This is a genomic window from Kribbella sp. CWNU-51 (assembly GCF_054073265.1).
In genome coordinates this window covers 60,759-76,706 of record NZ_JBSXMZ010000043.1, presented here as the reverse complement: position 1 = coordinate 76,706, position 15,948 = coordinate 60,759, and the positions used below count along the sequence as shown (strand labels likewise).

The window sequence follows — 15,948 nt, the reverse complement described above, 5'->3', positions numbered from 1 at the left end:
AGTGTCAGGCGTTCCAGTGGTGGATGGCGGGGGAGCCTCGTTCCCAGCCGAGGACTGAGATGGTGGCGGTGTTGAGGACGAAGTGGCGGCCTTCGGTGACGTCCAGTTCCAGCCAGCGGGCGGTGAGGGCGCGGAGGGCGTGGGAGTGGCCGAAGACGAGGACGTCGCCGGGTACGGCGGCGATCCGGGCGTTGACGCGGTCCAGGCGGGCGGCGACCTGGGCGGGGGTTTCGCCGTTGGGTACTGGGTTGGCCCAGACCGTCCAGCCGGGCACGGTCTTGCGGATGTCCGCGGTGGTGATGCCCTCGTAGTCCCCGTAGTCCCACTCGACCAGGTCGTCGTCGACCTCCGCGTCCGGGTAGCCGGCGAGTTCCGCCGTACGCCGGGCTCGTTGCCGGGGTGACGTCAGCACCAGGTCGAACCTCTCCCCTGCCAGCCGCTGCTTCAAACCCGTCGCGACGCGCTCCCCTTCCGGGGTCAGTGGCAGGTCGGTGACGGACGTGTGCCGGCCCGACCTGCTCCACTCGGTCTCGCCGTGCCGGACGAGAAAAAGCTGGTCCTCGCGTTCGTGTGTGGTCACCCCTCCATCCTCGCAAAGAAAGCGCCGCATCGTCGCAGATCGGCGCCGAGGTCTTGACCGATGCACCTCGAACAGGGCAGGGTCGGAAACTGTAAGCGCTTCCACTCTGACCTCCAGGAGCGAGCACGTGGCATCCGGACCCACCGGCCGGCCGGCGACGATCTACGACGTCGCGGCCCGGGCGAAGCTGTCGATCGCGACGGTTTCGCGTGTCCTGCAAGGGACTGGACCGGTTTCGGAGAAGGCCAGGGCCCGGGTCGACCAGGCGGCGCAGGAGCTCAACTACGTACCGCTGCGCGCCGCCCGCAGCCTGGCGGTACAGCGGCATGAGGCGCATGGGCTCGTACTGCCCGACCTGGCCGGCCCGTTCTACGGCGACCTGCTGATGGGGTACGAACGCTGGGCCGGCGAGCACGGCCAGAGCGTCGTCATCACGGTCACGCACGGCAACCCCGATCCCCGTCGCAGCGTCCGCGATCTGGCCGGGCGGGTCGACGGAATAGTTGTCCATGGCAACGCTCTCGACCTGACCACGATCCAGGGGCTGCGCAAGGCCGGAGTACCGCTGGTGCTGATCGCGCATCCGCCGATCACCGGGTGCGACTCGGTCCGCAGCGAGAGCTCCGCGAGCGCCGAGCAACTCACCACGCGGCTGCTCGACCACGGCCGGACCAACCTGCTCTTCGTCGGCGACCCCGCCAGTTCGTACGACGTCTCCGAGCGGTACGCCGGTTTCGGCAAGGCGCTCGAGCGACGCGGCCTCGAGGTGCCGAAGCCCGAGCGGGTCCCGTTGACCGAGGACGCCGGTGTCGAGGTCGCCCAACAGATGCTCAAGGCAACCAAAGACCGGCCCGACGGGCTGGTGTGTGCGAACGACGAGCTGGCGTTGGCCGCGTTGACCACGTTGCGCGCGGCGGGGGTCGGCGTGCCGGAGGACATCGTGGTGACGGGGTGGGACGACGTGATGGCGGCGCGGTACGTGTCGCCGGGGCTGACCACTGTGCGCCAGCCGATGGCCGAGTTGGGCCGGATGGCGGCGCAGCGGTTGCACGAGCGCGTGTCCGGGGATCGGTCGCGGGCGCGGAACGACGTACTGGCGACACAACTCGTGCTGCGGGACAGCTGCGGCACGAAACCGGGGGATGCGGAAGTAACCGAGTGAGGAGACAACACATGTTCACCCACAGCATCCGCCGCCGACTGGTGATCGGCAGTGCTGTACTCACCGCCTCAGCGCTCGCGCTGGCCGGTTGTGGCCGATCGGCGGACACGCCGAGCGGCGGGGCCCAGGCGACGACCACGGTCAGCGAAGGACCCGCCACCGGCAACCTGACCGTCTGGGCGATGGGCACCGAAGGCGAGAACCTGCCCAAGCTGATGGAGCAGTTCCAGCAGGCCAACCCGGGCGTGAAGGTGACCGTCACCCCGATCCCGTGGGACGCCGCGCACAACAAGTTCACCACCGCGATCACCGCGCAGTCGCTGCCGGACGCCGCGATGGTCGGCACCACCTGGATGGGCGAGTTCGCCGACCTCGGCGCACTCGACCCGACCCCGCAGGGCTTCGACAACTCCGGCTTCTACCCGGGCGCGCTCGACACCACCAAGGTCGGCGGCACCCAGTACGGCGTTCCCTGGTACGTCGAGACGCGGTTGGTGTTCTACCGCAAGGACCTGGCCGCGAAGGCCGGGTTCAGCACGCCGCCGACCGACTGGGACGGGCTGAAGGCGATGGCCAAGGCGATGAAGGAGAAGGCCGGCGCCAAGTACGGGATCAACCTGCAGCCGGGCGGCGCGGGCTCCTGGCAGACCGTGATGCCGTTCGCCTGGTCGGCCGGCGCGAACATCACCGGTGACGACCAGAAGGAGTTCACCTTCGACACCCCGGAGATGCAGGAGGGGCTGAAGTACTACCAGAGCTTCTTCACCGACAAGCTGGCCGGCACCGACCTGCCGCCGAACCAGACCGAGGCGCAGTTCGTCAACGGGCAGGTGCCGATGTTCATCTCCGGGCCGTGGATGGCCGGGTCGGTGGCGAAGGCCGGCGGTGAGGCGATCAAGCCGAACATCGGCGTGTTCCAGATCCCGAAGAACAAGACCTCGACGTCGTTCGTCGGCGGCTCCGACTTCGTGGTGTTCAAGTCGTCGAAGAACAAGGACAGCGCCTGGAAGCTGATCAAGTTCCTGTCCGACCAGAAGACGCAGGCCTCCTGGTTCAAGCTGTCGTCCGACCTGCCGGCGGTGAAGAGCGCGTGGCAGGACCCGAGCATCGCGACGGACCCGCTGCTGCCGGTGTTCGGCAAGCAGCTCGAGGACGCCAAGGCGCCGCCGGCGATCGTGAACTGGGAGCAGGTCGCGACCGCGTTCGACGCCGAGGTCGAGAAGATGGCGAAGGCCGGCCAGTCCCCCGCCGACACGGCCAAGGCCATCCAGACCAAGGCAACAGCGATCGGCACCGGCGGTAGTTGAGCCGATGTCTACTCTGACTGAGTCGCGCCCCCGGGCGGCACGGCGTACGCCGTCGCCCGGGGGCCCGCGGCGAAGGATCACCCGCGAGGCTGCGGCCGCGTGGATTCTGGTGTTGCCCTTCATCGTGCTTTTTCTCGCGTTCACGGCCGGGCCGGTGCTCGGGTCGTTGGGGATGAGCTTCACCGACATGCGGCAGCGGGATCTGCGGACGCCGTTCGCGGTCAACGGGGTCGGTTTCGACAACTACGTGAAGGCGCTGTCCGACGAGACCTTCCGGAAGGCCGCGTTCAACACGGCGTACTTCGTGATCCTCGGCGTACCGCTGACACTGGTCGTCGCGCTGGCGGCGGCGGTGTTGCTGGACCGGGGTGTGAAGCGATTCCAAGCCCTGTTCAAGGTCGGGTACTACCTGCCGGTGGTGACGTCGATCGTCGCGATCGCGGTGATCTGGCGGTTCGTCCTGGCACCGGACTCCGGCCTGCTGAACACCGCGCTCGGCTGGGTCGGCATCGACGGGCCGAACTGGCTGGCGTCGAAGACCTGGGCGATGCCGTCGCTGATCGCGATGGCGGTCTGGCGGAACTTCGGCGCGGCGATGATCATCTTCCTGGCCGGGCTGCAGGGCATCCCGCAGTCCGTCGAGGAGGCCGGCCACATCGACGGTGCGGGCCCCTGGCAACGGTTCCGGTACCTGATCCTGCCGTTGCTGCGGCCGACGATCCTCTTCACCAGCGTGGTCACCGGCATCGGCTACCTGCAGTTCTTCGAGGAGCCGTTCGTGATGACCCAGGGCGGACCGCTGAACAGCACGATCTCGGTGTCGATGTACACCTACCAGCAGTTCGGCTTCGGCAACTACGGCCTGGCCACGTCGATGGCGTACATCCTGTTCCTCGTCATCGCGGTGATCACGTTCATCCAGTTCCGGCTGCTGAGGGAGAAGTGATGCGCCGCACCTGGTGGATCTACCTGATCGGGGTGCTCGGCCTGGTCGCCGTCGCGGCGCCGTTCCTCTGGATGGTGCTGGGCAGCTTCAAGACGCAGGGCGAACTGCTCCGCGTCCCGCCGACCTGGTGGCCGGAGAACGCCACGACCGAGAACTACGACGCCCTGTTCAGCAAGGCGAACTTCCCGCGCTACTTCCTCAACTCGGCGATCGTCGCGCTGGTCGTCACGGCCGGGAACCTGACCTTCTGCTCGATGATCGGCTACGCGCTGGCGAAGCTGCGGTTCAAGGGCCGCAACGCGCTCTTCCTGCTGGTACTGGCCACCCTGATGATCCCGGGCATGGTCACGTTCGTGCCGCTGTTCGTCCTCGTCACCAATGCCGGACTGGCGAACACGTACCCGGGCCTGATCCTGCCGTTCCTGGTCTCACCGTTCGGCGTGTTCCTGATGCGGCAGTTCTTCCTCGGGCTGCCGGACGACCTGATGGACGCCGGCCGGGTGGACGGCACCAGCGAGCTGGGCATCTTCGCCCGGATCATGCTGCCGCTGACCCGGCCCGCGCTCGCGACGCTCGGTATCCTCACCTTCCTCGGTTCCTGGAACAACTTCCTCTGGCCGCTGGTGATCGCCCAGACCGAGGACAAGTACACCCTTCCCGTCGCCCTGGCGCTGTACTCGACCGGACAGAACGCGCAGAACTTCGGCCTGCTGATGGCCGGCGCGGTCGTGGTCGTCCTGCCGGTGCTGGTGATGTTCCTGGTCTTCCAGCGCCACGTCACCAAGGGCATCGCCATCACTGGACTCAAGTAGACCTTCTGGAGACAAGATGACCGCCAACATCAGTCGCCGCACGCTGTTAGCCGCCACCGGCGCCACCGCCCTGATCGGAACCGCCTCACCGGCATTCGGTGGAACGCGCTCACCCGCAGAGATCCTGAAGGTTGGCTGGAAGCCGAGCCGTGAGGACAAGGCTCTGGTCGGACGCTGGGCCAGAGACACCTGGCGCAGCCTGGTCGCGATGACCGACGAGACGACCGGCCTGCCCGCCGACAACATCGGCGACTCGGTGACGAGCCCGGTCCGCAGCCGCTACACCTCCCCCACCAACATCGGCGGCTACCTGTGGAGCACGGTCGTCGCCAGGCACCTCGGCATCATCTCGCCGCAGGAGTCGCTGCGCCGGGTCACCCAGACGCTCACCACCCTGAAGAACGCCGACCACCACGAGCCGAGCGGCATGTACTTCAACTGGTACGACGAGGCGACCGGCGAGGTCCGGTACGTCGACCCGGACGGGACGAAGCCGATCACGCCGTTCGTGTCGAGTGTCGACAACGGCTGGCTCGCCTGCGCCCTGATGGTGGTCCGCAACGCCGAGCCGCGGGCCCGGGCGCTCGCGGATTCCCTGCTGAACAAGATGAACTTCGCCTACTACTACAACCCCGCGGCCCGGCCAGGCGGACTGATGCGCGGCGGGTTCTTCGAGACCCCGCCGCCGGACGAGGAGACCGACAAGGGGAACCACGCCGGCACCGGTCCGGACGTGTACTACCGCAAGTTCCACTACGACACCTGCAACACCGAGGCCCGGATCGCCGGATACATCGGCTTCGCGCTCGGACAGGTGCCGCACACGCAGTACTTCGCCACCTACCGGACCTTCCCGGACAGCTGCGACTGGTCGTGGGTGGAGCAGAAGCCCAAGGGCGTGCACCGGACTTACCTCGGCCTGGACGTCTTCGAGGGCACGTACTCGTACCGCGGCATGCGGCTCGTACCGTCCTGGGGCGGTGACATGTTCGAGTCGCTGATGCCCGACCTGTTCATCCCCGAGGCGACCTGGGCGCCACGCAGTTGGGGCCTCAACCACCCGCTGACCGTACGGGCGCATATCGAGCACGGGCTGGACGACGCCAAGTACGGCTACTGGGGCTTCTCCCCCGCCTCGAACCCGAAGGGCGGGTACTCCGTCTACGGAGTCGAGGCGATCGGGATGGACCCCGGCGGCTACCCGTCCGACCTGGAGGCGACGAACTACGACGCCGGCTTCGAGGGGTGTCGTGAAGGCACCAATCCCAACCCGGCGTACGGCGATGGCGTGGTCACCCCGCATGCGGCGTTCCTCGCGATGCAGTACGCACCCCGGCAGGCGATCGACAACCTGAGCCGGATCGAGACGAATCTGCACGCCTACAGCCGCGGTGGCTTCTACGACTCCGTCGCGGTCCGGTCCGGTCTGATCGCGAAGCGGTACCTGGCCCTCGATCAGGCGATGGTGATGGGTGCCATCGGCAACGTCTTTGCCAATGACCTGGTCCGGCGGAGCTTCAGCAGCCGCCAGGTCGAGCAGAGGATCCGGCCGCTGATCGCGATGGAGCAGTTCGAATCCGGCCTCGAATAACACAGGAGACTTTCTATGCAGCAGGACGCCAAGACCGACTGGGACGAGCGGATCGCGCTCCGCAGTGACGAGGAGCGCGCGTTCGACTTCCCGGACCTCGATCCGCCGAAGGAGGTCTCAGCGGTCGGTGGCGTCGGCCAGGTGACGATCGACTGGTCACCGGTCGACGGCGCGGCCGGCTACCTGATCCTGCGCGCGGCCGGCCACCACGGGAAGCTCGAACCGGTCGATCACCACAGCGGAGACGTCCTCTCCGTCCCCGCGCCCCCGTACGTCGACACGACCTGCACCCCGGGCACGCCGTACCGCTATGCCGTCGCGAGCGTGCCCGAGGTGACGGTCAGCGGACGGCCGAGCCACACCGTCGGCGCCGTCCCCCTGGTTGCCGCTGACACTGTTCCCCAGGTCGACTTGACCGTCGATGCCGTTGCCAAGGGCATCGAGTTGGCCAAGCCGTGGGTCCCGATGGTCGGCAGTGAGCGACTGAGTCAGCTGCTCTGCACCGACCGCACCGGCGGGCACGAGATCGGCGCCGAGCTCGAGCAGGCGCTCCGGCGGATGCACGACGAGATCGGCGTACGCACGGTCCGGGCGCACGCGATCTTCCACGACGACACCCGGGTGTACACCGAGGTCGACGGCGAGCCGTCGTACGACTTCGAGGTCGTGGACGCGATCTACGACAAGTTGCTCGCGATCGGGCTCCGGCCGGTGGTCGAGCTCGGCTTCATGCCCCGCGACCTGGCGAGCGATCCCGCCAAGACGGTGTTCGCGTACGGCGCGATCATCTCGCCACCGAAATCGTACGAGCGATGGCACGACCTGGTCCGCGCACTGGTCCAGCACCTCCTCGACCGGTACGGCCCCGACCAGGTGCTGACCTGGGACTTCGAGGTCTGGAACGAGGCCAACCTCGAGGTGTTCTGGTCCGGCACGAAGGCCGAGTGGCTGCACCTGTACGACGTGACCGCGGCGGCCGTGAAGTCCGTCGACGAACGGCTCGCGGTCGGTGGGCCGTCATCGGCCGCGGCCGGCTGGGTGGACGATCTGCTCGCCCACGCCGCCGCCGAAGGGACGGCGGTGGACTTCGTGTCGACCCACACCTACGGTTCGCCGCCGCTCGACGTCCGGGCGTCGCTGGAGCGGCACGGGTTCGGTGACGCGCGGATCCTGTGGACCGAGTGGGGTGTGACGCCGACGCACTTCAACCCGATCAACGACTCGGTGTTCTCCGGGGTGTTCCTGCTGCGCGGGATGCGGTCGGCGGCCGGACGCGTCGACGCGCTCGCGTACTGGGTCGCGTCGGACCACTTCGAGGAGCTGGGTCGCCCGCCGCGTCTGCTGCACGGCGGGTTCGGGCTGCAAACCGTTGGCGGACTGGCGAAACCGCGCTATCACGCGATGACGATGCTCAGCCGGCTGGGGCCGGTCGAGCTGCCGGTGTCGGTGACCGGCGACGGCGGCGGCAGTCTGGTCGAGGCCTGGGCATCACGGGACCGCGACCGGATCGCCGTGCTGCTGTGGAATCTCACCCTCGACCAGACCAAGGCCGCGGGCGCCCCGGAACTGTCCAGGACGGTCCACATAGAGCTGCCCGGCGTGGATCCGTCCTGGCAGGCCACCGCCACGACGCTGGCCGTCGGTGTCGGCGACATCGCTTCGGCCGCGACGGAGCTCGGCGACTGGCCGACCGATGAGCAACTCGCCGAGCTGGCCGAGCGGAGCAAGCTGGTCAGTACTCCACTGGAGTGGACCGGCTCAGGTCTCGACCTGACCTTGCCGATGCCCTCGGCAATCCTGGTGGAACTGTCTCCTCGTCGAGATTGACCGCCTCCTGGATCCAGCGCTCCACGCCGGCGATGTGCACCGTCGCCCAGGACCTGGCCACCTCGGGCTCGTGGCCCTCGATCGCGTCGAGGATGGCCCGATGCTCGGCCAGCGTCCGGGCGACGGCATCGTCCTGGGTCAGGCCGCGCCAGATCCGGGCCCGGTAGGTGGGCTGGCGCAGGCTGTCGATGATCGAGGCGAGCGCCCGGTTGCCGCTGCCGACCGCGACCAGCCGGTGGAACTCCACGTCGCTCGAGAGCAGGTCCTCCACCGACGGCTCCGGGCCCAGCTCGTCGAGCAGCTTGCGCAGCGCCGCGATGTCCTCGTCCGCCATCCGCAGCGCGGCCCGGGCAGCCGCGGCCGGCTCGAGGATCCGTCGTACCTCGAAGAACTCCAGCACCGAGGCGTCCTGATGCAGGTCCAGGACGAAGCCCATCGTCTCCATCAGCAGCGACGGGTCGAGACTGGTCACGTACGTCCCGTCGCCCTGCCGGACCTCCAGGACCCGGATCAGCGCGAGCGCCTTGACCGCCTCGCGCAGTGAACTCCGGGACAGGCCGAGGCGCGCGGCCAGGTCCGGCTCGCGGGGCAAGCGGTCGCCAGGTTGCAGTTCGCCGGTCACGATCATCTGCTTGATCCGGTCGATCGCTTCGTCGGTGACCCGCACACACACCCCCTCGTTCGATGGGAAACATCCGATGTTCGACGTAGAGACATCGGATGTCTGGGCGATTTTTTAGGCTCAAGCGTGACTTTCGACCCTGAATTAAGGACACGAACTGTTGACTCATGTCAAGAGTTCGTCATATAGATCGGATGAATAGCACATCCCCTGGAGGTCAGCGATGAAAGCAACACCAGCCCGGGCACGCCGCTGGGCCACCGCCGCCTTGTCGGCGCTGGCTCTCACGGCCGTGGCCGCTTGTGGGGGCGGAAACGACGGCAGCAGCGGCGGATCCGGTTCGGCCGATCAGGCCGACCTGACCTGGCAGTTCTGGATCGGAGGCACCGAGGACCAGGCCGCCTGGCAGAAGGTCGCCGACCAGGCCCACACCGACCACTCCGGCATCACCGTCAAGCTCCAGGGCACGGACTGGAACAGCTACTGGTCCAAGATCGGCACCCTGCTGGCCAGCGGGAAGGCACCGTGCATCATCGGCATGCAGAGCCTGCGGACCGCGTCGTACGCGAGTGCGATGCTGCCGCTGGACGACCTGATGAAGAAGTACAACCTGAAGGCCGAGGACTTCGACAAGCCGATCATGGACGGCCTCAAGGTGGACGGGAAGCAGATCGCGATCCCGTACGACTCGGGCCCGATGGTGATCTTCTACAACAAGGACATGTTCAAGGCCGCCGGCGTCGCCGACCCGAAGCCGGGCTGGACGATGGACGACTTCAACGCGGCGGCGAAGAAGCTCACCGCCGCCGGGCGGACCGGCCTGGTGACGGCCCCTGGCGATCTGGGTGTGACGTCCTGGGTGCGAACCTTCACCGGTGCCGAGCCGCTCGCCGACGGCAAGCTCGCCCTCACCGACCCGAAGTTCGAGCAGGGTTTCCAGAGCTACACCGACTTCGTCCGCACGGACAAGATCGCCCCGCAGGTGCCGTCCGGCAACACCGACTTCGAGACCACGCAGTTCACCTCCGGCAAGGCCGCGATGCAGCTGAACGGTCCGTGGTCGCTGATCGACACCAAGGGCAAGGTCAAGTTCCAGCTCGGCGTCGCGCCCATCCCGGCCGGTCCGGACGGCTCCAAGACCTACACCGCCGGCTCGGGCTTCGGCATCTCCCGGTCCTGCAAGACGCCGGACGCCGCCTTCCAGGCGATCATGTCGATGACGAGTGAGAAGCCGCTGACCACGCTGGCCTCGGCCGGCCGCGCGTACCCGGCCCGCACCGCCGCGCACCCGGCCTGGTTCACGGCCGCGGGGATCGACGGCGCGAAGGAGACGCTGGACTACGCCTCCGAGAACTCGGTCCCGCTGGTCACGTCGAAGAACTGGGTCCAGGTGGCCGACCTGCTCGGCCGGTTCGGCACCCAGGCGCTGAACGGCGAGATCCCGCCGGACCAGGCACTGAAGACCATCCAGGACCAGGCGGGCGCTGGGTCCTGATGGTGACGACGACCACTACCGCCGCCCCGCCCGGGGCACCGCCCGGTACTACCCGGGCGGGGCGGCGGCCCGCGCTGCGACGGGACGCCCGGCACGCCGGGGTCTTCCTGGCCCCGAGCCTGGCCGGGCTGGCCCTGTTCACGCTGTTCCCCACCGCGATGGCGCTGGGGATCAGCCTGTTCGACTGGCCGGTGTTCGGCCAGCGCACGTTCCTCGGCATCGACAACTACACCCACCTGCTGCACGACCCGGTGTTCCGGCGGGTCGTGCTGAACACGGTGCTGTTCGTGGTGCTGTACGTGCCGCTGAACCTGGTCGTCTCGCTCGGGCTCGCGCTCTGGATCGGCCCGCATATCAAGGGCCGGCAGGCGTTCCGGGTGCTGTTCTTCATCCCGGTGATGACGCCGATGGTGGCCAACGCGATGGTCTGGCGGCTGCTGTTCCAGCCGGGCGGCCTGATCGACAGCGTGCTGCACAGCTGGTTCGGCATCAGCGCACCGAACTTCCTCGGCTCGTCGACCTGGGCGATGCCCGCGATCGTGGCGATGTCGGTCTGGCAGGGTTTCGGCTACAACTTCCTGGTCTTCTCCGCCGCCATCGACCAGGTGCCGCAGTCGCAACTGGAGTCGGCACAGATCGACGGCGCCGGCGTGCTGCAGCGGTTCCGGTACGTCACCTGGCCGATGATCACGCCGTCGATCTTCTTCGCCACCACGCTGACGCTGATCACCTCGTTCCAGGTGTTCGCGCAGCCGTTCATCCTGACCCAGGGCGGTCCGGGTGTGTCCACCCAGACGATCGTGATGTTCGTCTACAACCAGGGCTGGCAGTTCCTGACCATGGGCCTGGCGTCGGCGGCCGGCTGGGTGCTGTTCGTGATCATCATGGGCATCACCGCGATCCAGTTCGTCGGGCAGCGCAAGTGGGTGAACTATGACGTCTGAACTCGCTACCGCAGACACCGGCCGGCGCATCCGCAGCAGTGTGTCCCACATCCTGCTGGTGCTCGTCGCGCTCGCGTTCCTCGCGCCGTTGGTGTACGCCGTGTCCACCTCACTGAAGCCCGCGGACGAGGTGTTCACCCCGACCCCGCATCTGTTCGGCACCGAGATCCGTTGGCAGAACTACGCCGACGCGTTCACGTTCGCGCCGTTCGGTCGCTACTTCGCGAACAGCCTGTTCGTCGCGCTCGCCGGGACGCTGGTCGTGGTGGTCGCCTCGAGCATGTCGGCGTACGCGTTCGCCCGGCTGAAATTCAGGGGCCGTGAGCAACTGTTCGTGCTGTTCCTGGGCACCCTGATGGTGCCGCAGGAAGTGCTGATCGTGCCGATGTACTGGCTGATGCAGTCGCTCGGCTGGGTGGACAGCTACTGGGCGCTGATCCTGCCGTGGGCGTTCACCGCGTTCGGCACCTTCCTGCTGCGGCAGTTCTTCCTGACCGTCCCGGCCGAGCTGGAGGAAGCGGCCCGGGTGGACGGGTGCGGGCCGTTCCGCATCTTCCTGCGGATCATGCTGCCGCTGGCCCGTCCGGCCATCGCCGTCCTGACCGTCTTCACCTTCATCAGCTTCTGGGGCAGCTTCCTGTGGCCGCTGATCATCATCAACAGCGTCGAGACCAAGGGCACCGTGCCGCTCGGCCTGGCGCAGTTCAGCGGGCAGCAGGGCACTCAGTGGAACCTGATGATGGCGGCCTCGATCATGGCGATGATCCCGACCGTGCTGCTCGTCATCCTGCTGCAGAAGCACCTCGTCCGCGGCCTGCTCGTCACCGGCCTCGGCGGCCGCTAACCCCAACACCTTGAGGAGATCACCCATGACCGACGCGCCTCCCGCGCACTCTGTCGAGAAGTTCCGCGACTGGCGGTTCGGCCTCTTCGTCCACTGGGGCCTGTACTCGCTGCCGGCCCGGCACGAGTGGGTGAAGAACCGCGAGCGGCTGACCGACGAGGACTACCAGCCGTACTTCGAGCACTTCGAGCCCGACCTGTACGACCCGGCCAAGTGGGCCAAGGCGGCTCGCGAGGCCGGCATGAAGTACGCCGTACTCACGACCAAGCACCATGAGGGCTTCTGTCTGTGGGACTCCGAGGTGTCGGACTACACCGTCGCGAAGACCGCGTGGGGCAAGGACCTGGTCGGCCCGTTCGTCGAGGCGTGCCGGGCCGAAGGACTCGGTGTCGGGTTCTACCACTCGCTGATCGACTGGCACCACCCGGAGTTCCCGATCGACCTCGTGCACCCGCAGCGCGACGACGAGGAGGCGATCGCGAAGGCGGCCGGCAGGGACATGGAGGTGTACGCCGACTACCTGCACGCGCAGACGCGTGAGCTGCTGACGAACTACGGTCCGATCGACATCATGTGGTTCGACTTCTCCTACCCGGGCCGCACGTACGACGACGGCCGGGACGGCCACGGGAAGGGTCGCGACGACTGGCGGTCCGAGGAACTGATGGCGATGGTCCGGGAGCTGCAGCCGGACATCCTGATCAACGACCGGCTGGACATCCCGGGCGACTTCGTGACGCCCGAGCAGTACCAGCCGGACGGTCCGATGCAGCGCGACGGGCAGCCGGTGCTGTGGGAGGCCTGCCAGACGCTGAACGGCAGCTGGGGTTACGACCGTGACAACCTTGACTGGAAGTCACCGGAGCTGCTGGTGAAGATGCTGGTCGACTCCGTCTCCAAGGACGGCAACCTGTTGCTGAACGTCGGCCCGACCGGGCGGGGCGAGTTCGACCCGCGGGCGCTGGCCACGCTGGCGTCGATCGGCGAGTGGATGCGGCTGCACGAGCGCTCTGTCCGCGGCGCCCGGCCGGCCCAGTACACCGCTCCCCCGGACTGCCGGTTCACGCAGAAGGGCGACCGGCTCTACCTGCACCTGTTCTCCTGGCCGATGGGCCACATCCACCTGCCCGGCATGGCCGGCACGGTGAAGTACGCCCAACTGCTGAACGACGCGTCCGAGATCAAGCGCATCGTCAACGACCCGCACCAGACCGCTCAGAACACCACGATGGGTGGCGTCTCGGCCGACGTACTCACCCTCAAACTCCCGATCCAGAAGCCGAACGTGCTCGTTCCGGTGATCGAACTCTTCCTCAGCTGAGGATCTAGGAGGCAGGGGTGGGGCGCCCGGGTTGCTCCCCGCCCCGGGCTTCCAGGTAGCTGTTCTTCGGGACCATCACCTTGCGGCGGAACAGGCAGACGACGGTGCCGTCCTGCTTGTAGCCCTTGGTCTCGACGTAGACCACGCCGCGGTCGTCCTTGGACTTCGACTCCCATTTGTCCAGCACCACGGTCTCGCCGTAGATCGTGTCGCCGTGGAAGGTCGGCGCGACGTGGCGGAGCGACTCGATCTCCAGGTTCGCGATCGCCTTGCCGCTCACGTCCGGCACCGACATGCCGAGCAGGATCGAGTAGATGTAGTTGCCCACCACAACGTTCTTGCCGAACTGGGTGGACCCTTCCGCGTAGTGCGTGTCCAGGTGCAGCGGATGGTGGTTCATCGTGAGCAGGCAGAACAGGTGGTCGTCGTACTCCGTCACCGTCTTGCCCGGCCAGTGCTTGTAGACGGCACCGACCTCGAACTCCTCGTAGCTACGCCCGAACTGCATCTCGGCTCCTCCTCCGCGGTGGATACCCATGCTGCCGAATCCGGGCGCATCCGGACCGTGGTGTGGCTCTCACCGGCAGGAGAGATAGGTCACCTCCCGCCACCGGGCGGGGTCAGTCGGTCGGGCGCTGCATCTGCTGCTGGACCGGCTGCTGGACCGGCTGCTCCGGCACGCGCGGGGTCACCTCACCCTTGAGCGCCAGCTTGGCCAGGTGGTTGCGCGCCTCTTCGGCGAACTTGAAGTCGCACAGTACGTCGTACGTCGTCGCCACCACCGCGGTCCGGGAGGTGAAGTCGCGGCGACCGGCCGACTGGGCGTAGCTGAGGCCACCGAACACCAGTCCGAAGAAGGCGCCCAGCACCACACCGGTGAGCAGGGCCGCGAGCCAGTTACCGGTCGTGAACAGGCCCAGCAGCAGGCCCACGAACAGGCCGAACCAGGCACCGCTGGCCAGGCCCGCGGTGAGTGCGCGGCCCCAGGTGAGCCGGCCGGTGATCTTCTCCACCTGACGAAGGTTGTTGCCGACGATGGTCGTGTGCTCGACCGGGAACTTCTGGTCCGAGAGGTAGTCGACAGCTCGCTGCGCCTCCCGGTAGGTGTCGTACGTCCCGATCGTCAGCCCGCTTGGCCGGGGGTCCATCGAGGGCATGCCCTGCGTGGTCATCGTCGTTCCTCTCCACGTGCGTCCACCCCCATCATTGCCGACGCCTGGTTACCGCGTCTTGATAGCCTCGCCGGTGATGGCCGGGCGACGGTGGGACACGGGCGCGACACGCCGGATGGGACGAGTCTTCGCCCGGCGTGCGGCCGGTGACGGCCCGGCCCGGGGAGACCTGGTCGCCAGCGGCAAGCTGGACGGCGCCCTGGTCGACTGGGGCTTCTACCGCGACGGACACCGCGACGACCGGATCAACTCCTACACCGAGGCGCTGGCCCGGGCCCGGCGGGGCCAGGGGTTCGTGTGGATCGGCCTCTTCCAGCCGAACGATCGCCAGCTGGCCATCATCGGCAAGGAGTTCGGTCTGCACCCACTGGCCCTGGAGGACGCGTCCGAGGCGCACCAGCGCCCCAAGCTCGAGCGGTACGACGACACGCTGTTCGCCGTACTGAAGACGGTCCGGTACGTCCCGCACGAGGATCTGACCGCCACCAGCGAAGTGGTCGAGACGGGCGAGGTGATGGTGTTCTGCGGGCCGAGCTTCGTCGTCACGGTCCGCCATGGTGAGCACAGTGAGCTGGCCGGCCTGCGGCAGGAGCTGGAGAAGCAGCCGGGACGCCTGTCCCTCGGACCCGGCGCCGTACTGCATGCCATTGCGGACCATGTGGTGGACCGGTACCTGGAGGTCGCGGACGCCGTACAGGCCGATATCGACACGATCGAGACAGCCATGTTCACCCCACGTGGCTGGCGGAGCATCGACCGGGTCTACCAGCTCAAGCGCGAGGTGCTGGAGCTGAAGCGCGCGGTGGCGCCGCTGACCGGGCCGATGCGGACGCTGTCGACGCTGAGGCACCCCTTGATCGCGGACGAGACCAGGAACTACTTCCGCGACGTCGACGACCACCTGCTGCGGGTCAAGGATCAGGTGATCTCGTTCGACGAGCTGCTCAGCTCGATCCTGCAGGCGGGGCTCGCCCAGGTGCAGGTGGCCGAGAACGAGGACATGCGGCGGATCTCGGCCTGGGTAGCGATCCTGGCGGTGCCGACGGTGATCGCCGGGATCTACGGGATGAACTTCGACTACATGCCGGAGCTGCGCATCAAGTACGCGTACTTCGTGATCCTCGGCGTGATGCTGACCGCGTGCACCGTGCTTTACCGGCTGTTCAAGCGAAACCACTGGCTCTGAGTCCGGACGTCCATTACCGCCTGATGGGTCGGTTGGCAACCTTATGCCATGGCCGCGAGTCCCGCTCATTTGGAATGTTCAAACGGTTGTGGATCGAACAGCGGCCTTGATTGAATGCGGCCATCGCGTTCGGTCAGCA

General features: G+C 67.5%; 15 protein-coding genes. 11 read left to right on the top strand and 4 right to left on the bottom strand.

Annotation, left to right across the window (positions count from 1 at the left end):
- Positions 1-4: 4 nt before the first annotated feature.
- Positions 5-580, bottom strand: coding sequence for a histidine phosphatase family protein (locus ACXC9Q_RS34075; RefSeq protein WP_457060767.1), 576 nt, complete (start codon positions 578-580; stop codon positions 5-7).
- Between the two features lie 127 nt (positions 581-707).
- Between ACXC9Q_RS34075 and ACXC9Q_RS34070 the strand changes: the two genes are divergently transcribed.
- From ACXC9Q_RS34070 to ACXC9Q_RS34045, 6 genes are read left to right on the top strand one after another with little or no spacing between them, the layout of a single operon-like run.
- The gene (locus ACXC9Q_RS34070) at positions 708-1,742 is read left to right on the top strand and encodes a LacI family DNA-binding transcriptional regulator (RefSeq protein ID WP_457060766.1); all 1,035 of its coding nucleotides are present in this window, start codon (positions 708-710) and stop codon (positions 1,740-1,742) included.
- Between the two features lie 11 nt (positions 1,743-1,753).
- The gene (locus ACXC9Q_RS34065) at positions 1,754-3,049 is read left to right on the top strand and encodes a sugar ABC transporter substrate-binding protein (protein ID WP_457060765.1); all 1,296 of its coding nucleotides are present in this window, start codon (positions 1,754-1,756) and stop codon (positions 3,047-3,049) included.
- Between the two features lie 4 nt (positions 3,050-3,053).
- The gene (locus ACXC9Q_RS34060; protein WP_457060764.1) at positions 3,054-3,995 is read left to right on the top strand and encodes a carbohydrate ABC transporter permease; all 942 of its coding nucleotides are present in this window, start codon (positions 3,054-3,056) and stop codon (positions 3,993-3,995) included.
- Positions 3,995-4,807, top strand: a complete 813-nt coding sequence (locus ACXC9Q_RS34055; RefSeq protein WP_457060763.1) for a carbohydrate ABC transporter permease — start codon at positions 3,995-3,997, stop codon at positions 4,805-4,807. Before ACXC9Q_RS34060 ends, ACXC9Q_RS34055 begins: the two co-directional genes overlap by 1 nt.
- Before the next feature lie 16 nt (positions 4,808-4,823).
- Entirely contained in the window at positions 4,824-6,398 is a 1,575-nt protein-coding gene (locus tag ACXC9Q_RS34050) for a glucoamylase family protein (protein ID WP_457060762.1), read from the top strand.
- Positions 6,399-6,413: 15 nt separating this feature from the next.
- Positions 6,414-8,225 (top strand): GH39 family glycosyl hydrolase, encoded by a 1,812-nt coding sequence (locus tag ACXC9Q_RS34045; protein WP_457060761.1) that lies wholly within the window; start codon positions 6,414-6,416, stop codon positions 8,223-8,225.
- Here the strand turns inward: ACXC9Q_RS34045 and ACXC9Q_RS34040 are convergent.
- The gene (locus tag ACXC9Q_RS34040) at positions 8,131-8,892 is read right to left on the bottom strand and encodes a FadR/GntR family transcriptional regulator (protein ID WP_457060760.1); all 762 of its coding nucleotides are present in this window, start codon (positions 8,890-8,892) and stop codon (positions 8,131-8,133) included. The genes ACXC9Q_RS34045 and ACXC9Q_RS34040 overlap by 95 nt on opposite strands.
- A gap of 178 nt (positions 8,893-9,070) precedes the next feature.
- Between ACXC9Q_RS34040 and ACXC9Q_RS34035 the strand changes: the two genes are divergently transcribed.
- Genes ACXC9Q_RS34035 through ACXC9Q_RS34020 form a run of 4 tightly spaced genes read left to right on the top strand, consistent with a single transcriptional unit; the run spans position 9,071 to position 13,451 of the window.
- Positions 9,071-10,342 (top strand): ABC transporter substrate-binding protein, encoded by a 1,272-nt coding sequence (locus ACXC9Q_RS34035; RefSeq protein ID WP_457060759.1) that lies wholly within the window; start codon positions 9,071-9,073, stop codon positions 10,340-10,342.
- 2 nt (positions 10,343-10,344) lie between these two features.
- Complete coding sequence (locus ACXC9Q_RS34030; RefSeq protein ID WP_457060758.1) at positions 10,345-11,286, top strand: carbohydrate ABC transporter permease; 942 nt, start codon at positions 10,345-10,347, stop codon at positions 11,284-11,286.
- Entirely contained in the window at positions 11,276-12,130 is an 855-nt protein-coding gene (locus tag ACXC9Q_RS34025; RefSeq protein ID WP_457060757.1) for a carbohydrate ABC transporter permease, read from the top strand. The genes ACXC9Q_RS34030 and ACXC9Q_RS34025 overlap by 11 nt, the downstream gene beginning before the upstream one ends.
- A 25-nt stretch (positions 12,131-12,155) precedes the next feature.
- On the top strand, positions 12,156-13,451 hold the full coding sequence (locus ACXC9Q_RS34020) for an alpha-L-fucosidase (protein ID WP_457060756.1): 1,296 nt from the start codon (positions 12,156-12,158) through the stop codon (positions 13,449-13,451).
- 4 nt (positions 13,452-13,455) lie between these two features.
- Here ACXC9Q_RS34020 and ACXC9Q_RS34015 read toward each other — a convergent pair whose 3' ends face one another.
- Positions 13,456-13,959, bottom strand: coding sequence for a MaoC family dehydratase (locus ACXC9Q_RS34015; protein WP_457060755.1), 504 nt, complete (start codon positions 13,957-13,959; stop codon positions 13,456-13,458).
- A 112-nt stretch (positions 13,960-14,071) separates the two neighbouring features.
- Positions 14,072-14,623: a general stress protein gene (locus tag ACXC9Q_RS34010; RefSeq protein WP_457060754.1), complete on the bottom strand. Its 552-nt coding sequence runs from the start codon at positions 14,621-14,623 to the stop codon at positions 14,072-14,074.
- Between the two features lie 76 nt (positions 14,624-14,699).
- On the opposite strand from ACXC9Q_RS34010, the gene ACXC9Q_RS34005 reads away from it, so the two are divergent.
- Positions 14,700-15,809, top strand: a complete 1,110-nt coding sequence (locus ACXC9Q_RS34005; protein WP_457060753.1) for a magnesium and cobalt transport protein CorA — start codon at positions 14,700-14,702, stop codon at positions 15,807-15,809.
- The last annotated feature ends 139 nt before the right edge of the window (positions 15,810-15,948 follow it).

Excerpts from the sequence above, each read along its gene's own strand:
- ACXC9Q_RS34020 (WP_457060756.1), top strand. The coding sequence starts at position 12,156 with ATGACCGACGCGCCTCCCGCGCACTCTGTCGAGAAGTTCCGCGACTGG.
- ACXC9Q_RS34015 (WP_457060755.1), bottom strand. The coding sequence starts at position 13,959 with ATGCAGTTCGGGCGTAGCTACGAGGAGTTCGAGGTCGGTGCCGTCTAC.
- ACXC9Q_RS34050 (WP_457060762.1), top strand. The coding sequence starts at position 4,824 with ATGACCGCCAACATCAGTCGCCGCACGCTGTTAGCCGCCACCGGCGCC.
- ACXC9Q_RS34065 (WP_457060765.1), top strand. The coding sequence starts at position 1,754 with ATGTTCACCCACAGCATCCGCCGCCGACTGGTGATCGGCAGTGCTGTA.
- ACXC9Q_RS34060 (WP_457060764.1), top strand. The coding sequence starts at position 3,054 with ATGTCTACTCTGACTGAGTCGCGCCCCCGGGCGGCACGGCGTACGCCG.
- ACXC9Q_RS34025 (WP_457060757.1), top strand. The coding sequence starts at position 11,276 with ATGACGTCTGAACTCGCTACCGCAGACACCGGCCGGCGCATCCGCAGC.
- ACXC9Q_RS34035 (WP_457060759.1), top strand. The coding sequence starts at position 9,071 with ATGAAAGCAACACCAGCCCGGGCACGCCGCTGGGCCACCGCCGCCTTG.
- ACXC9Q_RS34055 (WP_457060763.1), top strand. The coding sequence starts at position 3,995 with ATGCGCCGCACCTGGTGGATCTACCTGATCGGGGTGCTCGGCCTGGTC.
- ACXC9Q_RS34010 (WP_457060754.1), bottom strand. The coding sequence starts at position 14,623 with ATGACCACGCAGGGCATGCCCTCGATGGACCCCCGGCCAAGCGGGCTG.
- ACXC9Q_RS34045 (WP_457060761.1), top strand. The coding sequence starts at position 6,414 with ATGCAGCAGGACGCCAAGACCGACTGGGACGAGCGGATCGCGCTCCGC.
- ACXC9Q_RS34005 (WP_457060753.1), top strand. The coding sequence starts at position 14,700 with ATGGCCGGGCGACGGTGGGACACGGGCGCGACACGCCGGATGGGACGA.